The organism is Burkholderia sp. AU31652 (assembly GCF_002223155.1).
GTDB lineage: Bacteria > Pseudomonadota > Gammaproteobacteria > Burkholderiales > Burkholderiaceae > Burkholderia.
The window spans coordinates 186,496-204,095 of record NZ_NKFG01000001.1 but is presented as its reverse complement, the minus strand read 5'-3'; the positions used below and the strand labels follow the sequence as shown (position 1 = coordinate 204,095).

Below are 17,600 nucleotides of genomic sequence, written 5' to 3'. Positions count from 1 at the left end.
GACCGCCGGTCCCCGCGGCCCAACGCGGGTTACGCCGCCCGCTCACCGCTCACGAAGCGCGGCGCGGCGCGCCACCCCTCACCTTGCGACGCGCGACGACGCCGGCGCAACCGAGCGCGTGCTGCGCGCGGCCCGCACGCGGGCGCTGCGCTTCTTCACCCAGATGCAGATGCCCGTCACGCTCAGCATCGCGATGACGATGCCGAGCGCGCTCACCGCGGCACGCCCCGCGACGCCGGCGATCCGCCCCGAGTGCAGCGGAAACTGCGCCTGCATGAACAGGTCGCCGGCCGAACCGCGGCCCGGCACCTGGGCGGCAACGGGCTTGCCGGTCACCGCATCCCAATAGAGCCACGCATTGCCGAGCCCGACGTCGCCGTGATCGTTGCCGGGCGTGAAGAACCCGACCGCATAGGCATTCATCGCCGGCGCGAACAGCAGCGCGCCGGGCGGTGCGGCGAAACCCGCGTCGCGCCCGGCCGCACGCGCGATCTCGACGATCCGCTCGCGCGGCAGGATCGTGCTGCCCGGCGCGGCGGGCGGGAAGTGTTCGGGATTCGTGTACGGCGTCTCGGCCAGCGGCGACACCAGCGATACCAGCGGCCGCACGACGGGCACGGCGAGGTTCATCGAGATCGACGTGACCGCGACGACCAGCAGCAGCCCCCACACCCACACGCCGCCCGAGCGGTGCAGGTCGAACACCAGCGGATAGCCGCCGCGGCGCACGCGGAACGCAAACGACTTGCGCCAGCTCTTCGGGTTCGGAAACGCGAGCACGAGCGCGATCAGGCAGTCGATCGCCCACACGATGCCGACGACGCCCATCACCCAGAACCCGAAGTTGATCCCGCCGTACACGGGCAGGAACAGCGAATAGTGCAGCCGGTAGATGAACGGCATCAGGTCGAGCCGCGCGACCGACAGCGCGCCCCATTCGCGGCGGCCCTGCACCGCACCGGTCGCGGGATCGACGGCGATCTGGCTGAAGCCGAGCGCGTACGGCTGGCCCGTTGCCGGGTCGGTGCGCGGCATCACGCCCGCCTGCAGTGTGTGGCCCGGCTCGATCGCGAGCGGCAGATAGGTCACCTGCACGCGCGGGTCGGCGGCCTCGATGCGCGTCGCGAGCGCGAGCGGATCAAGCGGCGCCGCATCGCTGCGGGCGGTGTAGAAGTCCGGGTTCAGTGCCGCGTCGAGCTCGTGATCCCACGCGATCAGCGCGCCGGTAAGGCCCGCGACGAACAGGAACAGCGCGATCGCGAGGCCGAACCAGCGATGCAGGCGGACGAGAAACGGTCGCAGGAACGCGTTCATCGCGCGCCCTGGGAAGGGAAAGCGGGCCGGCACGAGCGGCCCCGGTTCAACGGGATGCAGATCATTTGCGGTCAGGCGCCGCGCCCGAGCCGGCCGGCCGCCGCTGGCGAGGCCGGATGCCCTTGCACGCGGCATGGAATTGTTGCGCGTTCGACGGGTTTTGATACGATGCGCAACATTTTATCGCAATGCGAATGATTCTTACTTGCATTTTTACTTACCCGTCATGACCGTCAGCCTCGCCCGTCCTCCTGTCCGCCCACGTCGTGTGGCCGCCGCCCTTGCCTGCCTTGCCGCGTCGCTCGCGCACGCGGACGATTCGCCCGGCGGCGCCACGGCGCTGCCGGCCATCAACGTCACCGCTGCGCATGACTCGCCGCAGCACCTGACCGACACGCTCTCCACCGGTGCGCTCGGCACGCGCCGCCAGCTCGACACGCCGTTCTCGACGACGATCGTCACGTCGGAGGAGCTCGAGGCACGCCAGCCGTACAAGCTCGGCGACGTGTTCGCGAACGACGCCTCGGTGTCCGACAACAGCGGCGCGTACAGCGCATGGGCCAGCTACATGACCGTGCGCGGCATGCAGCTCGACTGGCAGAACGGCTACAAGATCGACGGGCTGCCGTTCGTCACGTACGGGATCACGATGCCGTACGAACAGCTCGACCGCGTCGAGCTGCTGAAAGGGCTCGGCGGGTTCCTGTACGGCTTCGTGACGCCCGGCGGCGTCGTCAACTACGTGACGAAGCAGCCGGGCGTCGAGCCCGTGCGCAGCGTCGACGTCGGCTACCGGAGTACCAACGTGTGGACCGAGCACGTCGATCTCGGCCAGCGCTTCGGGCCGAACGGCATGTTCGGCGCGCGGCTGAACGCGACGCACGAGGAAGGCAAGACGTACAACGACGGCAACATCCGCCGCGACAGCGTCTCGCTCGCGCTGCAGGCGAACCTGACGCGCGACCTGTCGGTGACGTTCGGCGCGCTGTACCAGGACCGCCGCACGACGGGTCAGACGCCGTCGATCTTCACCGGCAGCTACCCGGGCGGCGCGCTGCCCGCGACGATCAGCGGCGGCACGACGAACCTCGGCGGCAAGGACCAGTACCTGAACACGAACCTGCAGCTCTACACGGCCGGGCTGCAATACCAGCTCGCACCCGACTGGCAGCTCGACGTCGCGTACAGCTACAGCAAGGCGACGCGCCGCCGCAACGAAAGCACGCTGTACCTGCAGGACGCGGCCGGCAACTACACCGACAGCCGCTACGTCGGGATGGAGGATCACCGCTTCAGCCAGTGGCGCGCGATGGTCGAGGGCAAGGTGCGCACGGGCCCGTTCAGCCACCAGATCGTGCTCGGCGCGTCGTGGCAGAAGCAGGCGAACGACTATTCGGCGAACAGCGTGTTCGTGCCGCTCGGCGCCGGCAACCTGTATGCGCCGAACCCATACCGCTACGACAGCCCGCATGGCTTCATCCAGTACCGCACGAGCGAGATCGTGCAGAAATCGCTGTTCGCGAGCGACACCGTGCAGCTCACCGAGCGGTGGTCGGTACTCGCCGGCGTGCGCTACATGAACTACGAGCAGCGCTCGTTCCAGGCGAGCGGCGTCGAGGATCCCGGCTACCGCCAGAACGGCGTGGTCACGCCGACGTTCGCGGTGATGTTCAAGCTCGCGCCGACCACCACCGCGTACGCGAGCTACGCCGAATCGCTCGAGCCCGGCAGCCGCGTGAACGACGTCTACGCGAACGCCGGCCAAGTGCTCAAGCCGCTGCGCAGCAAGCAATACGAGCTGGGGATCAAGAGCGAGCACGCGCGCTGGAGCGCGACGGCCGCGCTGTTCCGCATCCAGCGCAGCGCCGAATATGCGAACGCCGCGAACGTCTACGTGCAGGACGGCGAATCGATCATCCAGGGGATCGAGTTCGGTGCGCGCGCGAAATTCGGCGCACGCTGGAACGCAGGCGTCGACGCGATGCTGCTCGACGCGTGGTACGCGAACGGGATCGGCAACAACGGCAACCGTGTCGCGGGCGCGCCACGTTTCGTGCTCGCCGGCGACCTCGGCTATGCGGTGCCGGGCGTGCCGGGGCTGACGCTCGGCGTCGACGCGAAATTCACCGGCGCGACGCCGCTGCGCGCGGCCGGCGGCCTCGACGCGCCGGGCTTTCTGGTCGTCAACGCGGGCGCGCGCTACCTGACGCGGGTCGGCCGCCACGACGTGACGCTGCGCGCGTCGATCGACAACGTGCTGAACCGCCGTTACTGGGAATACCAGTACGCGGACTACGTAAAGCCGGGCGACCCGCGCACGGTGAGCCTGAGCGCGAAGATCGACTTCTGAACGGCGAGCCGGCGGCCGCAAACCGCGGCCGCCGGCCGCCAGCCATTGGCCGGAACGGCCGCCCCGCCACAGCATCGGGAGTTTCCCGGCCCCCAAAAGCAAAACGGCGGAGCGGCTTCTTTCGAAGCACGCTCCGCCGTTTCGCGGCGAACCGTAAGACGCTCTTAGTGGAGCTTCTTCGGCAGCATCTGGCTGCGCAGGCGCTTGTGCAGGCGCTTGACGGCTGCTGCCTTCTTGCGCTTGCGGACTGCGGTCGGCTTTTCGTAGGACTGGCGTTCGCGCAGTTCAGCGATCAGGCCATTTTTTTCGATAGCACGGCGAAAGCGGCGAATCGCCACTTCGAACGGCTCGTTTTCTTTCAGAAGAATCGTCGTCATGTCGTTCCTAAATTGCTTAAACGGTCAAAAACGTAGCGGCCAAGCGCCACGCACCGGCCATCCGAGCGTCCCCACAAACAGGCGAAACGAGCGGAAATACGGCCTCGGAGGCCGGAAAAGAGAGGCGGAAAGCACCGCGAGTACGCTTCACAACCGCGTGCAGCGCCGCGTTTGACTGCCAGCAGACATGCCGAAAACGGCAGAGGCGTGACAGAAATCTCAATTCAGCCCGCCATCATAGCAGAGAATCACAGACAAAACTACCCTTTTGCATCCCCCGGTTCGCCGCTCCGCGTCGCGCGGTCGCTCACCCCGTCGAACGGGGCCGGGTGCCGCGCCTGCCCGCGGCCCGGCCGGCCAAGCCGGGCGGGCCTTTCGGCCGACAGCCATCCTTCCGTCCCGAATTTACCCAAACATCCCTCTAAAGTTTTCGCCGGGTGCCGCCGTCAACCAGGAAAGGCGGGGCAGCGCCAGTCGCGATAAAGCGCAACGCCGAAATCAGAACCTGTCTGTATCCCAGCCATTTTCCAAAACGAGGAAGCAAATGCTGAACATCAACACCAACATCCTTTCGCTGACGACGCAGACGAATCTGTCGGGCTCGCAGAGCGCACTGTCGCAAGCAATCAACCGCCTGTCGTCGGGCAAGCGCATCAACACCGCTGCTGACGATGCAGCCGGCCTGGCGATCTCGACGTCGCAAACGGCGGCAATCAACGCGCTGACGCAAGGTGTTGCAAACGCGAACAACGGCATCTCGATGATCCAGACCGCCAACGGCGCGCTGCAATCGACGGTCGACAACCTGCAGCGTATCCGTACGCTGGCGCAACAAGCCGGCGACGGCTCGCTGGATTCGAGCGCTCGCGCGAACCTGCAAGCTGAAGTGACGACGCGTCTCGGCGAAATCGACCGTGTCGCATCGCAAACGACGTTCAACAGCCAGACCATCCTGGGCGGCACCGGCAGCGTCACGTTCCAGATCGGCGCAGCAGCGAACCAGGTCGTCACCGTCGACTTCGGCACGGCGAACTGGAACAGCACGGGCATGAGCGTGAACACCCTGAGCGTCGCCACCCAGTCGGGCGCGCAATCGGCGATCACGGCGATCGACGCGGCACTGAAGCAAGTCAACACGTTCCAGGCAACGCTGGGCGCAGCACAGAACACGTTCCAGGCTGCGATCTCGACGACGCAAACCCAGGCAACCAACATGACCGCCGCTCGCTCGCAGATCACCGACGCGGACTTCGCGACGGAAACGGCGAACCTGAGCAAGGCGCAAGTGCTGCAACAAGCGGGTATCTCGGTTCTGGCGCAAGCGAACTCGCTGCCGCAGCAAGTCCTGAAGCTCCTCGGCTAATCGAGCAGCACCCGCGGCGGGCCACGCGCCCGCCCGCCTCCGGGCCGGCGGCGTCGCCATGCGATGCATCGCGACGCCGCCGACACCGCCCGGATCAGAATTCTCCAGGGAGGCACGCCTCCCTCTTTGCATTGAACCGCGGCGCCCCGCCGCATCGCGCACGTTGGTTGCGCGGACGACCGGAGCAACGGCATGGCCACCACGACCCCCGTCAGCAGCACGGACATCAGCAGCATCCTGGCGAATGCAGGTCAATCGATCATCAGCGGCGCGACCAATTCGTCGCTCGACGTCAATACGCTCGTCACGACGCTGGTGAACGCGAAGACGGCCGGGCAATTGCAGACCCTGCAGACCCGCCAGACGAACGACAATACGCAGTTGTCCGCGATCGGCCAGCTGAAGGGTGCGCTGTCCGCGCTGCAGACCGCGCTCACCGGCCTCTCGGACGGCACCGCGCTCGGCAGCCTGGCCGCGACAGCGAGCGGCACGGGCATCGCGACGACGATCAAGAGCGGCAGCGGCGCGGTGGCCGGTTCGTATTCGGTCAATGTCACGCAGCTCGCGACCGCCAACAAGCTGTCGTCGGCCGGCGTGACGTCGGCGGACACGATCTCGGCCGGCTCGCTGAGCATCACCTTCGGCAGCAACCCGGCGTTCAACGTCAACGTGGCGGCCGGCGCGTCGCTGTCCGACATCGCGTCGTCGATCAACTCCGCGTCCGGCAATGCCGGCGTCACCGCGTCGGTCATCACCGGTTCGGACGGCCAGCATCTCGTGATGCAGTCGAACGCCACCGGCGCGGCCAACACGATCTCGATCACGGGCACGGGCGTCAACTCGAAACTGACGTCGGGGTACACGACGGTCACGCCGGCCGCCGACGCGAAGCTGACGATCGACGGCACGCCGGTGTCGAGCGCGTCGAACAACGTGTCGGGCGCGCTGACGGGCGTCACGCTGGCGCTGTCGCAGGCCGCTGTCGGCACGACGCAAACCGTCACGCTGTCGCAGGACACGGCCGCGGCGACGACCGCGATCAACAATTTCGCGACCGCGTATACCAACTTCGTGAATACCGCGAAATCGCTGACGAGCTACGACCCGACGGCGAAGACCGCCGGCCCGCTGCTCGGCGACGCGATGATGAACACGATCAGGAACACACTCGCGACGACGCTCAGCAGCGGCGTCACGACGGGCGGCACGACCTATGCGCTCGGCAGCATCGGCATCAACGTGGACTCGACCGGCGCGATGTCGGTCGACACCGCCGCGCTGACCACCGCGCTCAAGTCGAACAGTTCCGCGGTGACGGCGATCTTCAACCAGACGAACGGCATCGCCCAGGCGCTCAATGCGAACATCAACACGTACACGCAGACGTCCGGCCTGATCGACCAGCGCACCAACGCAATCAACGCCGATCTGAAGAGCGTGCAGAGTCAGGCGACGCAGCTGCAGACCTACTCGGACCAGTTGACCAAGCAATACAATGCGCAGTTCACCGCGCTGAACACGCTGATGGCGACGATGGCGAACAACACCCGCTACCTGACCCAGCTGTTCGGCGGCCAGAACAGCGCCGGCGCGATGGCCAACAACAAGTAAGCCTTCGCCACACCGCCCCTTCGGAGCCGAACCATGACGAACGACACCCTGTCCCGCGCCTTCGACCTGACCCGTGCCATGCAGTCGGCGGCCGACGCACGCGACTGGGTGCGCGTCGCGGCCCTCGTCGACGAACGCTCGCCGCTGCTGATGAACCTGTCCGGCGAGCAGACCCCGGACGTGCTGGACCAGGTGCGGCAGATCATGGCGATCGACGCGTCGATCACGGAGCATGCGCAGACGGACCGTGACCGCCTGGCTGCGGAATTTGCGCAGTCCCAGGAGCGGATCAAGGCCGCGAGCCAGTACCAGAAGGCCGGCTTGCTGTGACCGGCCGGGCGTCTCGCCCGCCGCGCAGGTCGAATTAAAAGACGCCGCCAGTCGAGCGGACCGTTGTCGCCGTACCATCGAGCCGCTTCAATGCGGCTTTTTTTTCGCCGGCGGGCGGGAGCGCGAGCCGGATCGCGCCGGCTACGCCCGCATCGCCCGCGTCGCCCGCTCGACGGCCGCGTCGATCATCTCGGGCGGCCGGCCCGACGATGCGCGAGCGCGGCTTCCAGCCGTGACGCTATCCTGCTCGTCACGCGTCCGGGGTCGCCGTCTCGCCGGACGCGTAGCAGGCCCACATACCGTGCAGCGCGTTTTCCAGGTTGCGCGCGAAGCGCGACGCGTCGCACAGCGGCGACGCGAGCAATTGCGCGCGCAGCGTTGCCCGCAACGTCGCCAGCCGGTCACGATCGCGTGCGAACGCGACGGCCTTCGTCAGGTACGCCTCCTCGTCCGTCGCGATCCAGTCGCCCATGCCCGCCGCGTGCAGCACGCTTTCGCAAATGTGCGTGACGAACCGGCCGCCCTTCATCCCGAGCACCGGCACGCCCATCCACAGCGCTTCGGCCGTGGTCGTGCCGCCCGGGTACGGAAACGGGCTCAGTGCGACGTCGATGCGGTTATACGCGGCAAAGTATTCCGCACGCGGCGACCCGCCTTCGAGAATCAGCCGATCCGCGCCGATGCCGTGCCGCGCGAAGCGGTCGAGCGTCGCCTGGTTCACGTCGTCGGCGCCGAGCTCATGAGCCTTCAGCAGCAGGCGCGCGTCCGGCAGCGCGTGCAGGATGCGCGACCACAGCGCGACGACCTCGTCGCTGATCTTGACCAGCTTGCCGAAGCAGCCGAACGTGACGCCGCCATGAGCCACCATCGGCAGCGGGCCGACCGCGACATCGTACGGTGGCGGCGTGAAGCACAGGTAGCTGTCCGGCAGCCGCCACGGCCGCTCGGTGAAGTGATGCGCCTCGTCGGCGGGTAGCGTATGCGCATCGCCGATGAAATAGTCGATCGCGCGGCAACCGGTCGTCGCGAAGAAACCGAGCCAGCTCGCCTGCACCGGTGCGGGCTTGTGTCCGAAGATCGGCAGGCCGCTCCAGTCGGTATGGCCTGCCATGTCGATCAGGATGTCGATGCCGTCGTCGCGAATCAGTTTCGCGGCCTCCTCGCGGCCCAGGCTGACCACCTTCTTCCAGCTCGCGAAGTTCGGCTTGAGCCTCGCGGTCACGTCGTCCTCGCCGATGAACGTCACATAGGCATGTGGCTCGATGCGCGACCGGTCGATCCGCGCCAGCACGCTTTCCAGAAAAATGCCGACCGGATGCTGGCGCAGGTCGCCCGACACGAAGCCGACGCGCAGCGGCCGCCCCTGCGCCTGCGCGACGCGCTGCGCGCGGTCGTGCTCGAACGGAAGCGCATCGCGCTCGAGATGTTCGCCGTAGCGGCGCGCTTCAGCGACCCACTCCTGCGGCTCGAACGCGGGCGAACTCGACATGTTGAACAGCATCCGCGAGTACGCGCGATGCAGGTCGTAGCGGATTGCCGTGCGGAATGCGTCCAGCGCGCCGGCGAGATCGCCTTTCGCCCACAGGATGTCGCCGAGCGTCATCTGGAGCTTCAGCGGATCGATGCCGAGTTCCCGCGCGATCTCCGTGTGCTTCATCGCCTCGTCGAGCTTCTCGAGCCGCAACAGCGCGGCGGCGAGGTTCTGATGGGCGTCGGCATCGTCGGGGTTCAGGTCGATCGCGTGCCGGTAGCTAAGTTCCGCCGCCGCCAGCCGGTTGAGGTTGTGATACGCGTAGCCGAGGAAATTGTACGCATCGGCCAGTTCGGGATCGAGCTCGATCGCGTGCCGGCACGCCTGCACAGCCTGCCCGTATTCGCCCTGCTGGTTGCGCAGGTCGCCGAGCCAGGCCCATGCCCGCGCATGCGCGGGATCGATCGCGATCGCCCGCTCGAGCAGTTCGACCGCCTTGCCGAACTCGCTCATGCGCTGCAGCAGCCTGGCCAGTACGCAGTGCGCGTCCGCGTCTTCCGGATCGAGCCCCTCGCGCGCATGGTCGACCGCACCCCGCAGATCACCTGCCGCGCGCAGCGTCTCGCTCAGCCCCTGGTGCGCGACACGGAAGCCCGGTTGCAGCGCGATGGCGCGACGATAGGCCTCCGCGGCATCGTCGAATTTCTCCTGCGCATGCAGCGCGTTGCCGAGATTGCAGTACGCATCCGCGTATTGCGGCTGGTGCGCGACCGCCTTGGCGTAGCTCGCCGCCGCCGCCTCGTGCTCGCCCAGATCCTGCAGCGCGTTGCCGAGGTTGTTGTATGCCTGCGCGTAACCGGGCCGCAGCTCGATCGCGCGCGCGCAGCTCTCCATCGCAGCCGCCGGCTCGCGCGCGTCGCGCAACGCGTTGCCGAGGTTGTTGTGCGCCTCCGGATAGTCCGGCCGCAGCCCCACCGCGCGACGGTAGTGCGCGATCGCGTCGTCGAGCCGGCCGCTTTCGCGCAGCATGTTGCCGAGGTTGTTGAAGTACGACGCGTCCGGCCGCTCGACGAGCGATTGCTCCATCAGCGCGATGCCCGCGTCGTACTGCTTCAGCTGGCACGCCAGCAGCCCGAGAAAATGCAGCGCGTCCGGCTGGCCCGGCTGCGCGGTGAGGATCGCGTCGTACAGCGTCTTCGCTTCCGCGAGACGCCCCGCCTGGTGATGCGCCAGCGCGGACTGCAGCGTGTCGTGAATATCGTTCATGCTTCGTGTTCCGAGTTCGTATAGCGTTGCCACATGCCGATGAACGCCGCTTCGAGATGCGCCGCGAACCGGCGCGCGTCGCACAGCGGCGACGCGAGCAGCTGCGCGCGCAGCCCGGCGCGCAGCGTCGCGAGCCGCTCGCGGTCGCGCACCGCCGCGATCGCCTTCGCGACGTAGGCGTCCTCGCCGTCAGCGACCCATTCGCCCATGCCCGCCGCGTGCAGCACGCTTTCGCAGATGTGCGTGACGAACCGGCTGCCCTTCATGCCGAGCACCGGCACGCCCATCCACAGCGCTTCCGCGGTGGTCGTGCCGCCCGGGTACGGGAACGGGCTCAGCGCGACGTCGATGCGGTGATAGGCGCCGAAGTATTCCGCGCGCGGCGAACCGCCCTCGAGGATCAGCCGGTCCGCACCGATGCCATGCCGCGCGAAGCGCGCGACGGTCGCGTCGCGCACGCCCTCGCGGCCGAGCTCGTGCGCCTTGAGCAGCAGCCGCGCGTCCGGCAGCGTGTGCAGGATGCGCGACCATGCGCGCACGACGTCGTCGCCGATCTTCACGAGCTGGCCGAAGCAACCGAACGTCGGATGGCCGCGCGCCGCCATCGGCAGCGGGCCGACCTCGACGTCGCAGGCCGGCGGCGTGAAGCACAGGAAGCTGTCCGGCAGCCGCCACGGCTGCTCGACGAAGTGATGCGCTTCGGCGTCCGGCAGCGTGTAGCGGTCGCCGATGAAGTAGTCGATCGCGTCGCAGCCGGTCGACGCGAAAAAGCCCAGCCAGCTCGCCTGCACCGGCGCGGGTTTCCAGCCGAACACGGCCAGCCCGCTCGACTGCGTATGGCCCGCGAGGTCGACGAGGACGTCGATTTCGTCGTCGTGAATCATCCGCGCGGCCGCCTCCGGACCCAGCGCGGCGATCGAGCGCCAGTTGCTCGCGTGCGGCTTCAGTTTCGCGGTGATCGCGTCCTCCTCGTCCGTGGTCACGTACACGCGCAGGTCGATGCGCGTGCGCTCGAGGTGCGCGAGCACGCTTTCCAGGAAGATGCCGACCGGATGCAGGCGCAGGTCGCCGGACACGAAACCGACACGCAGTGGTCGCCCCTGCGCGCGCGCGGCCCGCTCGCGCGGATCGTGCGCATGGCGCGTCGAACGCGCGGCCAGGTGCCGGCCGTAGCGCCGCGCGTCGGCCAGGTAGTCGGCGGGGGTCACGCAGGCGGACGCCGCCGCGCTGAACAGCAGCCGGTTCAGCACGGTCGCCGCGACGTCGTCGGCGTCGTCGCGCACCAGCGCAAGCGCGTCGCGATACGCGTGGACCGCGGCATCGACGTTGCCCTGCGCGCGCAGGATGTCGCCGAGATTGACGTGCATCAACACGGCCGGCGGGCCGGCCTGCAACGCCTGCCGGCAATACACGAGCGCCTCGTCGAGCCGCTGCAGCTTCAGCAGCACGACGGACAGGTTGTGGCACGCGCCGGCGTCCGCCGGATTCAGCGTGACGGCCGTGCGATGGCTGGCCTGCGCCGCGTCGAGCCGGTCCAGTCCGTGATACGCGTTGCCCGCGTGGTTGTGCGCTTCGGCGAGGGTCGGCGCGAGCCGGATCGCGTCCTGCGCATGCTCGAGCGCTTCCGCGCAGCGCAGCTGCTTGTGACGCACGGCGCTCAGGTTCGCGTGGGCCATCGCCATCGACGGGTCCAGCTCGATCGCGCGGCCATAGTGCGTGGCGGCGCCGTCGAGGTCGCCCAGATCCTGCAGCGCGTTGCCGAGGTTGTTGTATGCCTGCGCGTAACCGGGCCGCAGCTCGATCGCGCGCGCGCAACTCTCCATCGCAGCCGCCGGCTCGCGCGCGTCGCGCAACGCGTTGCCGAGGTTGTTGTGCGCCTCCGGATAGTCCGGTCGCAGCCCCACCGCGCGCCGATAGTGCGCGATCGCGTCGTCGAGCCGGCCGTTTTCGCGCAGCATGTTGCCCAGGTTGTTGAAGTACGACGCGTCCGGCCGCTCGACGAGCGATTGCTCCATCAGCGCGATGCCCGCGTCGTACTGCTTCAGCTGGCACGCCAGCAGCCCGAGAAAATGCAGCGCGTCCGGCTGGCCCGGCTGCGCGGTGAGGATCGTGTCGTACAGCGTCTTCGCTTCCGCGAGACGCCCCGCCTGGTGATGCGCGAGCGCCGTCTGCAATGCCTGTCCTGTTCCGTCCATCTCGTCTGCTCTGCTCAATAGCGATGCGGTTCGCGTCCGAAGTCGATCAGCCTGCGGCCGTGCCCGATCATCACGGCCGACGCCGCCATCCCGTCGCGTGCCATCCCGACGACGGTGTCGCGCACGCGCCACCGGCCGGAATGACGATCACACCGGCCGGCGCGGCGTTCAGCGCGCGGGGCACCATGTTGCGCTTGCCGCCGGCGTGGAAATGCCCGCGCACGTCACGTCGTGAGCGGCCTCACACGGTTGCGCCCGACGCGGCTTCGACGTGCTGCGCCCACATGCCGTGCAGTGCGTCCTCGAAGTGGCGCGCGAAGCGGGGCGCGTCGCACAGCGGCGACGCGAGCACCTGCGCGCGCAGCGTCGTGCGCAGCGCCGCCAGCTCGGCGGGCTGGCCGACCTGCGCGACGGCCTTCGCGACATACGCGTCGTCGTCGTCCGCGATCCACTCGGGCAGCCGCGCCGAATGCAGCAGGCTCTCGGCGATGTGCGACAGGAAGCGCTCGCCGCGCCGGCACAGAACGGGTACGCCCATCCACAGCGCTTCGGCGGTCGTCGTGCCGCCCGGATACGGGAACGGGCTCAGCATCAGGTCGACGCGCCGGTACGCGGCCAGGTATTCGGCGCGCGGCGAGCGGCCTTCGAGGATCAGGCGCCGTGCGTCGATGCCGTGCGCCGCGAAGCGCGCGGCAAGCGCCTGCTGCTCGCGCGGATCGTCGAGATGCTCCGCCTTCACGAACAGCTTCGCGCCCGCGACCGATTGCAGCACGCGCGACCAGACCGCGACGACGTGCTCGGTGATCTTCGCGAGCTTGCCGAAATAGCCGAAGGTCGGATGGCCGTTCGCGAGCATCGGCAGCGCGCCGACGTCGACAGGCTCGGCCGGCGGCGTGAAGCACAGATAGCTGTCCGGCAGATGCCACGGCCGCTCGGTGAAATGCGCGGCCTCGGCGGGCGGCAGCACGTGACGGTCGCCGATCACGTAGTCGATCGCCCGCACGCCGGTGCTCGCGAAATAACCGGGCCAGCTCGCCTGCAGCGGCGCCGGCTTCCACGCGAACAGGGGCAGGCGGTTGTAGACCGTGTGGCCCGCCGCGTCGAGCAGCACGTCGATGCGGTCCGCGCGAACACGCGCGGCCGCCGCTTCGTCGCTCAGGCCGGCAATGCAGGTCCACGTCGCGAAGGCCGGCTTGAGGCGGGCGGTCACGTCGTCCTCGACGTCGCGCGTCGGGTACGCATGCATCTCGATCCGGTTCGGGTCGAGATGCTTCAGCATGCTCTCGATGAAATAGCCGACCGGATGCGCCTTCAGGTCGCCCGACACGATGCCGACCTTGAGCGGCCGCCCGGCGCAGGCGGTCAGGTCGACGAGCCAGTCCGTCCACGGCGTCGCGCACCGCGTGACGACTGCGTCGTAGCGCGCGGCCTCGGCGAGATAGGCGTCGTGGTCGAACGCCTCGCTGCAGTGGCTCGCGAACAGCAGGTTGCTGCGCGGCTCCGGCAGTTCGGGGCGCAGCGCGACCGCGTGCCGGTACGCCTCGAGCGCGGCCGGAATCTCATTCAGGTCGAACAGCGCATTCGCAAGGTTGTTGTAGGCCTGGCCGTTGTCCGGCTTCAGCGCGATGGCCTGGCAGAACGCATCGACGGCCGCGCGGGCGTCGCCGGCGAGCCGCAGCGCGTTGCCGAGGTTGTTGTACGCATCGACGTAGTCGGGTCGCAGCTCGATGGCGAGACGAAAGCACTCGGCGGCGGCGGCGTGACGGTTGTCCGCCTGCATCACGTTGCCGAGGTTGTAGTAGTACATCGCGTCCGGCCTGATCTCGATCGCCGCCATGATCAGGTCGGATGCCTCCCGATAGCGCCCGTGCTGATGACCGATCAGGCCGAGGAGGTGAAGCGCGTCCGCGTGCCGGGGATCGGTGTCGAGGATCTGCCGGTACAGCGTCTCGGCCTCGTCGAACCGTTCGGCCTGATGGTGCGCCAGCGCCTGTTCGATCGTGGCGGCGGCGGGGGAGGTGGGCATCATGAGCTAAGTCGTCCTGGTAGCCAATACGGGATTCGAATCGCGGCCGGCACCCCTGCGCCGGCGCACGCCTTCGCCCGCGGACGCACGCACCGACGGTCTCCGACGTGTCCGAATTCTCCTCGCGCACGCCGCGTTCCAATCCGGCGAGCAGGTGCTGGAATTGGTCGCTATTCCCGCGACTGCAAGCCGCACCCGCGGGCGCGCCGAATGCGCGCCGGACACCCGCGCATCCATCGAAATGCGGGGTGAAACCACCCGCTAATCCGACATTCGATCCTGGCGACGCTCGCTAGACTTGATCGTAGAAAGATGTCCGACCTGCGACGTTCGGACGGTTGCGCATTCCGATGCCACCGCGCCGACACGCGCTCGTCCGGCCACACCCTTTGTGCCTGGAGCCCTGTGTATGCACGAATCAGCGATCATCACCAACGCAGATGGCGATCAGCTCGCGGCGCGCCGCGAACTGTTCGACCTGATGCAGACCTACCCCGCGACGCGCGAGGAACTGGAACGGTCGCTCGGCCTGTTCGTGCGCGGCTCGCTCCTCGCACGCATTCTCGCGACCTTCGAGATTTATCAAAAAATCGTGCCGCTGCCGGGCGCGATCCTCGATCTCGGCACGTGGCGCGGGCAGACCGCCGTGCTGTGCGAGAACTTCCGCGCGATTCTCGAACCGCTGAACTTCCAGCGCCGCATCCACGCATTCGATACGTTCACGGGCTACACGGGCTTCGCCGAGCACGACACGCGCGACCGCAAGCTGTTCTCAGACGGCACGTACTCGCTGTCCGGCGAGTACGCCGACCTGCTGCGCAAGCTGCTGAACCTGCACGAGCGCAGCAACGCGATGGGGCACGTGCATGACAAGCACCACGTGTGGGAAGGCGATTGCCGCGACACGCTGGCGGCATTCGGCGAAGCGCATCCCGGCGAGATGGTCGCGCTCGCGTGGTTCGACCTGAACGTGATCGAGCCGACCCGGCACGCGTTCGACGCGGTGATGGAGCGGCTGGTGCCCGGCGGCATCGTCGCGTTCTGGCAGCTCACCCGCGGCGGCCAGCTGCCCGCGGAAGGCGTCCATTACCTGCGCGACCTGCTCGGCAACCGTCCGCACCAGATCCACAAGGCGGCGGCCTATCCGTCGCTGTGCTACCTGTCGTTCCCCGAGGGTGGAGGCACACGCAAATGAAAATCGCGATCCTCGGCAACGGCATTCTCGGCCTGATGACGGCCCGCGCATGGCAGCGGGCGGACCCGGGCGTCGAGCTCGTGATCGTGGGCCACGCGCATCGGCCCGGCTCGGCCACGCGCGCCGCGGCGGCGATGCTCAATTCGTTCACCGAGCTGGAAGGCGATTCGCTCGGCACGCCGATCGACCGCTTCAAGTTCGAGCTGAGCCGCGGCGCGACGGCGGCCTGGCCCGCCGTATTCGCTGAAATCTGCACGCCGGCGCGCGCGATCGCGCACGGCTTCGGCACCTTCGTGCTGAACAACGCGGCGACCGACGCGCTCGACGACGAGAACTTCGCGGCCATGCAGCGGTTCTGCCGCGAATTCGAGGAGCCCTGCGAGGCGGTCGATCCGTCAGGGATCCCGAACTATCATCCGGACCCGCGCTATCGCGCGCTGAAGGCGGTCTTCCTGAAACGCGAAGGCTGGGTCAATCCGAAACAGTTTCTCGACGCGCTGACCGAGTCGGTCGCGCAAGCCGCCAACGTGCGCTTCATCGACGCCGAGGTCGAGCGGCTCGACACCGCGGCCGGACGCGTCACCGGGGCACGCCTGTCCGATGGCAGCGTGCTCGGCGCGGACCGCTTCATCCTCTGCAACGGCGCCAACGTGACGCGCGTGCTGCAGGCGAGCCTGCCCGAGCTGCCGGTGCAGCGGATGTTCTACGGCGTCGGCATGTCGATCGAACTGCAGAGCGCGGAGAACGTGCACACGCACTGCGTGCGCACGACCAACCGCGGCCTCGCGTGCGGCGTGTATTCGGCGCCGCACGGGCCTGACCGGACCCTCGTCGGCGCCAGCAACTACATCAGCCCGGTGCCGCACGAGCACGGCCACGCCGGCAGCGCGTACACGCTGCTGAAGTCGGCGATGGACCAGATCAACACCCGCTTCTCGCGCGCGAGCCTGGTCAACGTCAACGTCGGCTGGCGGCCGACGACGTCCGACCTGTATCCGCTGTTCGGCGAAACCAGCGTGCGCGACCTGTGGATTCTCGGCGGCACCAAGCGCGACGGCTTCCACCTGTCGCCGGTGCTGAGCCGCGATCTCGTCGCGGCGATGCGCGGCGAGCCGATCGACCCGCGCTACGCGGAACTCGCGCCCGAACGCAAGCTGATCCGCAACATGACGCGCGAGGCCGCGATCGCGAAGACGGTACGCCATCAGATCAATGCCGCGTACCAGCACGACTTCGTGCCGGCGCGCAACCGCATGGTCGAACAGCTCCAGAACGCGATCCGCGCGGACCTGGAGGCGCTGCACGACAAGCTGGGCGCGACGGACTGGGGCATTCCGCCCGAGCTCGTCGACATGTACCGGTACGGCCACATTCCGGCATGAGCGGTGCGACCATGAACCGCGACGCGAAGCGGGTGGCGATCGTCCAGTCCAACTACATTCCGTGGAAGGGCTACTTCGACCTGATCGCCGCCAGCGACGAGTTCATCCTCTACGACGACGCGCAGTACACGCGCCGCGACTGGCGCAACCGCAACCAGATCAAGACGCCGCAGGGCGTGCAATGGCTGAGCGTGCCGGTGAAGGTGAAGGGCAAGTATCACCAGTCGATCCGCGAAACCGAGATCGACGGCGCCGACTGGGCGCCGCTGCACTGGAAGGCCCTGCAGCAGAACTACGCACGCGCGCCGCACTTCGCGCGCTATGCGGACGAGCTCGAAGCGCTCTACACCGGCCGAACCTACGGGATGCTGAGCGAGCTGAATGCCGCGATGCTGACGTGGGTCCTCCGGCAACTGGAGATCGGCACGCGCGTGTCGTCGACGTCGGACTATGCGCTGCACGGCGACCGCACCGAGAAGCTGCTGAACCTGTGCGTGCAGGCGGGCGCGACCGAGTACCTGTCCGGCCCGGCCGCGCGCAGCTACCTCGACGAGAACCTGTTCGCCGATGCCGGCGTCGCGGTGCGCTGGTTCGACTATCCGGCCTATCCCGAGTATCCGCAGCAGTGGGGCGACTTCGTCCACGGCGTGACGGTGCTCGACGTGCTGTTCAACTGCGGTCCCGAAGCGCGCCGGTACGCGCTGACCTCGAAAGACTGAG

At 68.1% G+C, this 17,600-nt stretch carries 12 protein-coding genes; 7 read left to right on the top strand and 5 right to left on the bottom strand.

What is annotated here, in order from left to right:
* Nucleotides 1-78: 78 nt before the first annotated feature.
* On the bottom strand, nt 79-1,314 hold the full coding sequence (locus CFB40_RS00955) for a PepSY-associated TM helix domain-containing protein (protein WP_089430452.1): 1,236 nt from the start codon (nt 1,312-1,314) through the stop codon (nt 79-81).
* Between the two features lie 226 nt (nt 1,315-1,540).
* Between CFB40_RS00955 and CFB40_RS00945 the strand changes: the two genes are divergently transcribed.
* The gene (locus CFB40_RS00945) at nt 1,541-3,664 is read left to right on the top strand and encodes a TonB-dependent siderophore receptor (protein WP_089430451.1); all 2,124 of its coding nucleotides are present in this window, start codon (nt 1,541-1,543) and stop codon (nt 3,662-3,664) included.
* Between the two features lie 164 nt (nt 3,665-3,828).
* On the opposite strand, the gene rpsU is transcribed toward CFB40_RS00945, so the two are convergent.
* Nucleotides 3,829-4,041, bottom strand: a complete 213-nt coding sequence (rpsU, locus tag CFB40_RS00940; RefSeq protein ID WP_006401410.1) for a 30S ribosomal protein S21 — start codon at nt 4,039-4,041, stop codon at nt 3,829-3,831.
* Nucleotides 4,042-4,585: 544 nt separating this feature from the next.
* Here rpsU and CFB40_RS00935 point away from each other — a divergent pair.
* The 3 genes from CFB40_RS00935 to CFB40_RS00925 all read left to right on the top strand — a co-directional run bounded on the left by CFB40_RS00935 (nt 4,586) and on the right by CFB40_RS00925 (nt 7,345).
* Entirely contained in the window at nt 4,586-5,404 is an 819-nt protein-coding gene (locus CFB40_RS00935; RefSeq protein WP_011350581.1) for a flagellin domain-containing protein, read from the top strand.
* 192 nt (nt 5,405-5,596) lie between these two features.
* On the top strand, nt 5,597-7,015 hold the full coding sequence (fliD, locus tag CFB40_RS00930) for a flagellar filament capping protein FliD (RefSeq protein ID WP_089424225.1): 1,419 nt from the start codon (nt 5,597-5,599) through the stop codon (nt 7,013-7,015).
* A gap of 33 nt (nt 7,016-7,048) precedes the next feature.
* Nucleotides 7,049-7,345 carry a flagellar protein FliT gene (locus CFB40_RS00925; protein ID WP_089424224.1) on the top strand — a complete coding sequence of 99 codons (297 nt, stop codon included), beginning with the start codon at nt 7,049-7,051 and terminating at the stop codon, nt 7,343-7,345.
* Nucleotides 7,346-7,595: 250 nt separating this feature from the next.
* On the opposite strand, the gene CFB40_RS00920 is transcribed toward CFB40_RS00925, so the two are convergent.
* From CFB40_RS00920 to CFB40_RS00910, 3 genes are all read right to left on the bottom strand, one after another.
* Entirely contained in the window at nt 7,596-10,082 is a 2,487-nt protein-coding gene (locus CFB40_RS00920; RefSeq protein WP_089430450.1) for a tetratricopeptide repeat protein, read from the bottom strand.
* Nucleotides 10,079-12,277 (bottom strand): tetratricopeptide repeat protein, encoded by a 2,199-nt coding sequence (locus tag CFB40_RS00915; protein WP_089430449.1) that lies wholly within the window; start codon nt 12,275-12,277, stop codon nt 10,079-10,081. Before CFB40_RS00915 ends, CFB40_RS00920 begins: the two co-directional genes overlap by 4 nt.
* Before the next feature lie 241 nt (nt 12,278-12,518).
* Nucleotides 12,519-14,306: an O-linked N-acetylglucosamine transferase, SPINDLY family protein gene (locus tag CFB40_RS00910; RefSeq protein ID WP_089430448.1), complete on the bottom strand. Its 1,788-nt coding sequence runs from the start codon at nt 14,304-14,306 to the stop codon at nt 12,519-12,521.
* Between the two features lie 406 nt (nt 14,307-14,712).
* Between CFB40_RS00910 and CFB40_RS00905 the strand changes: the two genes are divergently transcribed.
* From CFB40_RS00905 to CFB40_RS00895, 3 genes are read left to right on the top strand one after another with little or no spacing between them, the layout of a single operon-like run.
* A complete protein-coding gene (locus tag CFB40_RS00905) occupies nt 14,713-15,498 on the top strand; it encodes a TylF/MycF/NovP-related O-methyltransferase (RefSeq protein WP_089424220.1) in 786 nt (261 codons plus the stop codon).
* Complete coding sequence (locus tag CFB40_RS00900; RefSeq protein ID WP_089430447.1) at nt 15,495-16,880, top strand: NAD(P)/FAD-dependent oxidoreductase; 1,386 nt, start codon at nt 15,495-15,497, stop codon at nt 16,878-16,880. The genes CFB40_RS00905 and CFB40_RS00900 overlap by 4 nt, the downstream gene beginning before the upstream one ends.
* On the top strand, nt 16,877-17,599 hold the full coding sequence (locus tag CFB40_RS00895; RefSeq protein WP_089430446.1) for a WbqC family protein: 723 nt from the start codon (nt 16,877-16,879) through the stop codon (nt 17,597-17,599). The genes CFB40_RS00900 and CFB40_RS00895 overlap by 4 nt, the downstream gene beginning before the upstream one ends.
* Nucleotide 17,600 lies beyond the last annotated feature (1 nt).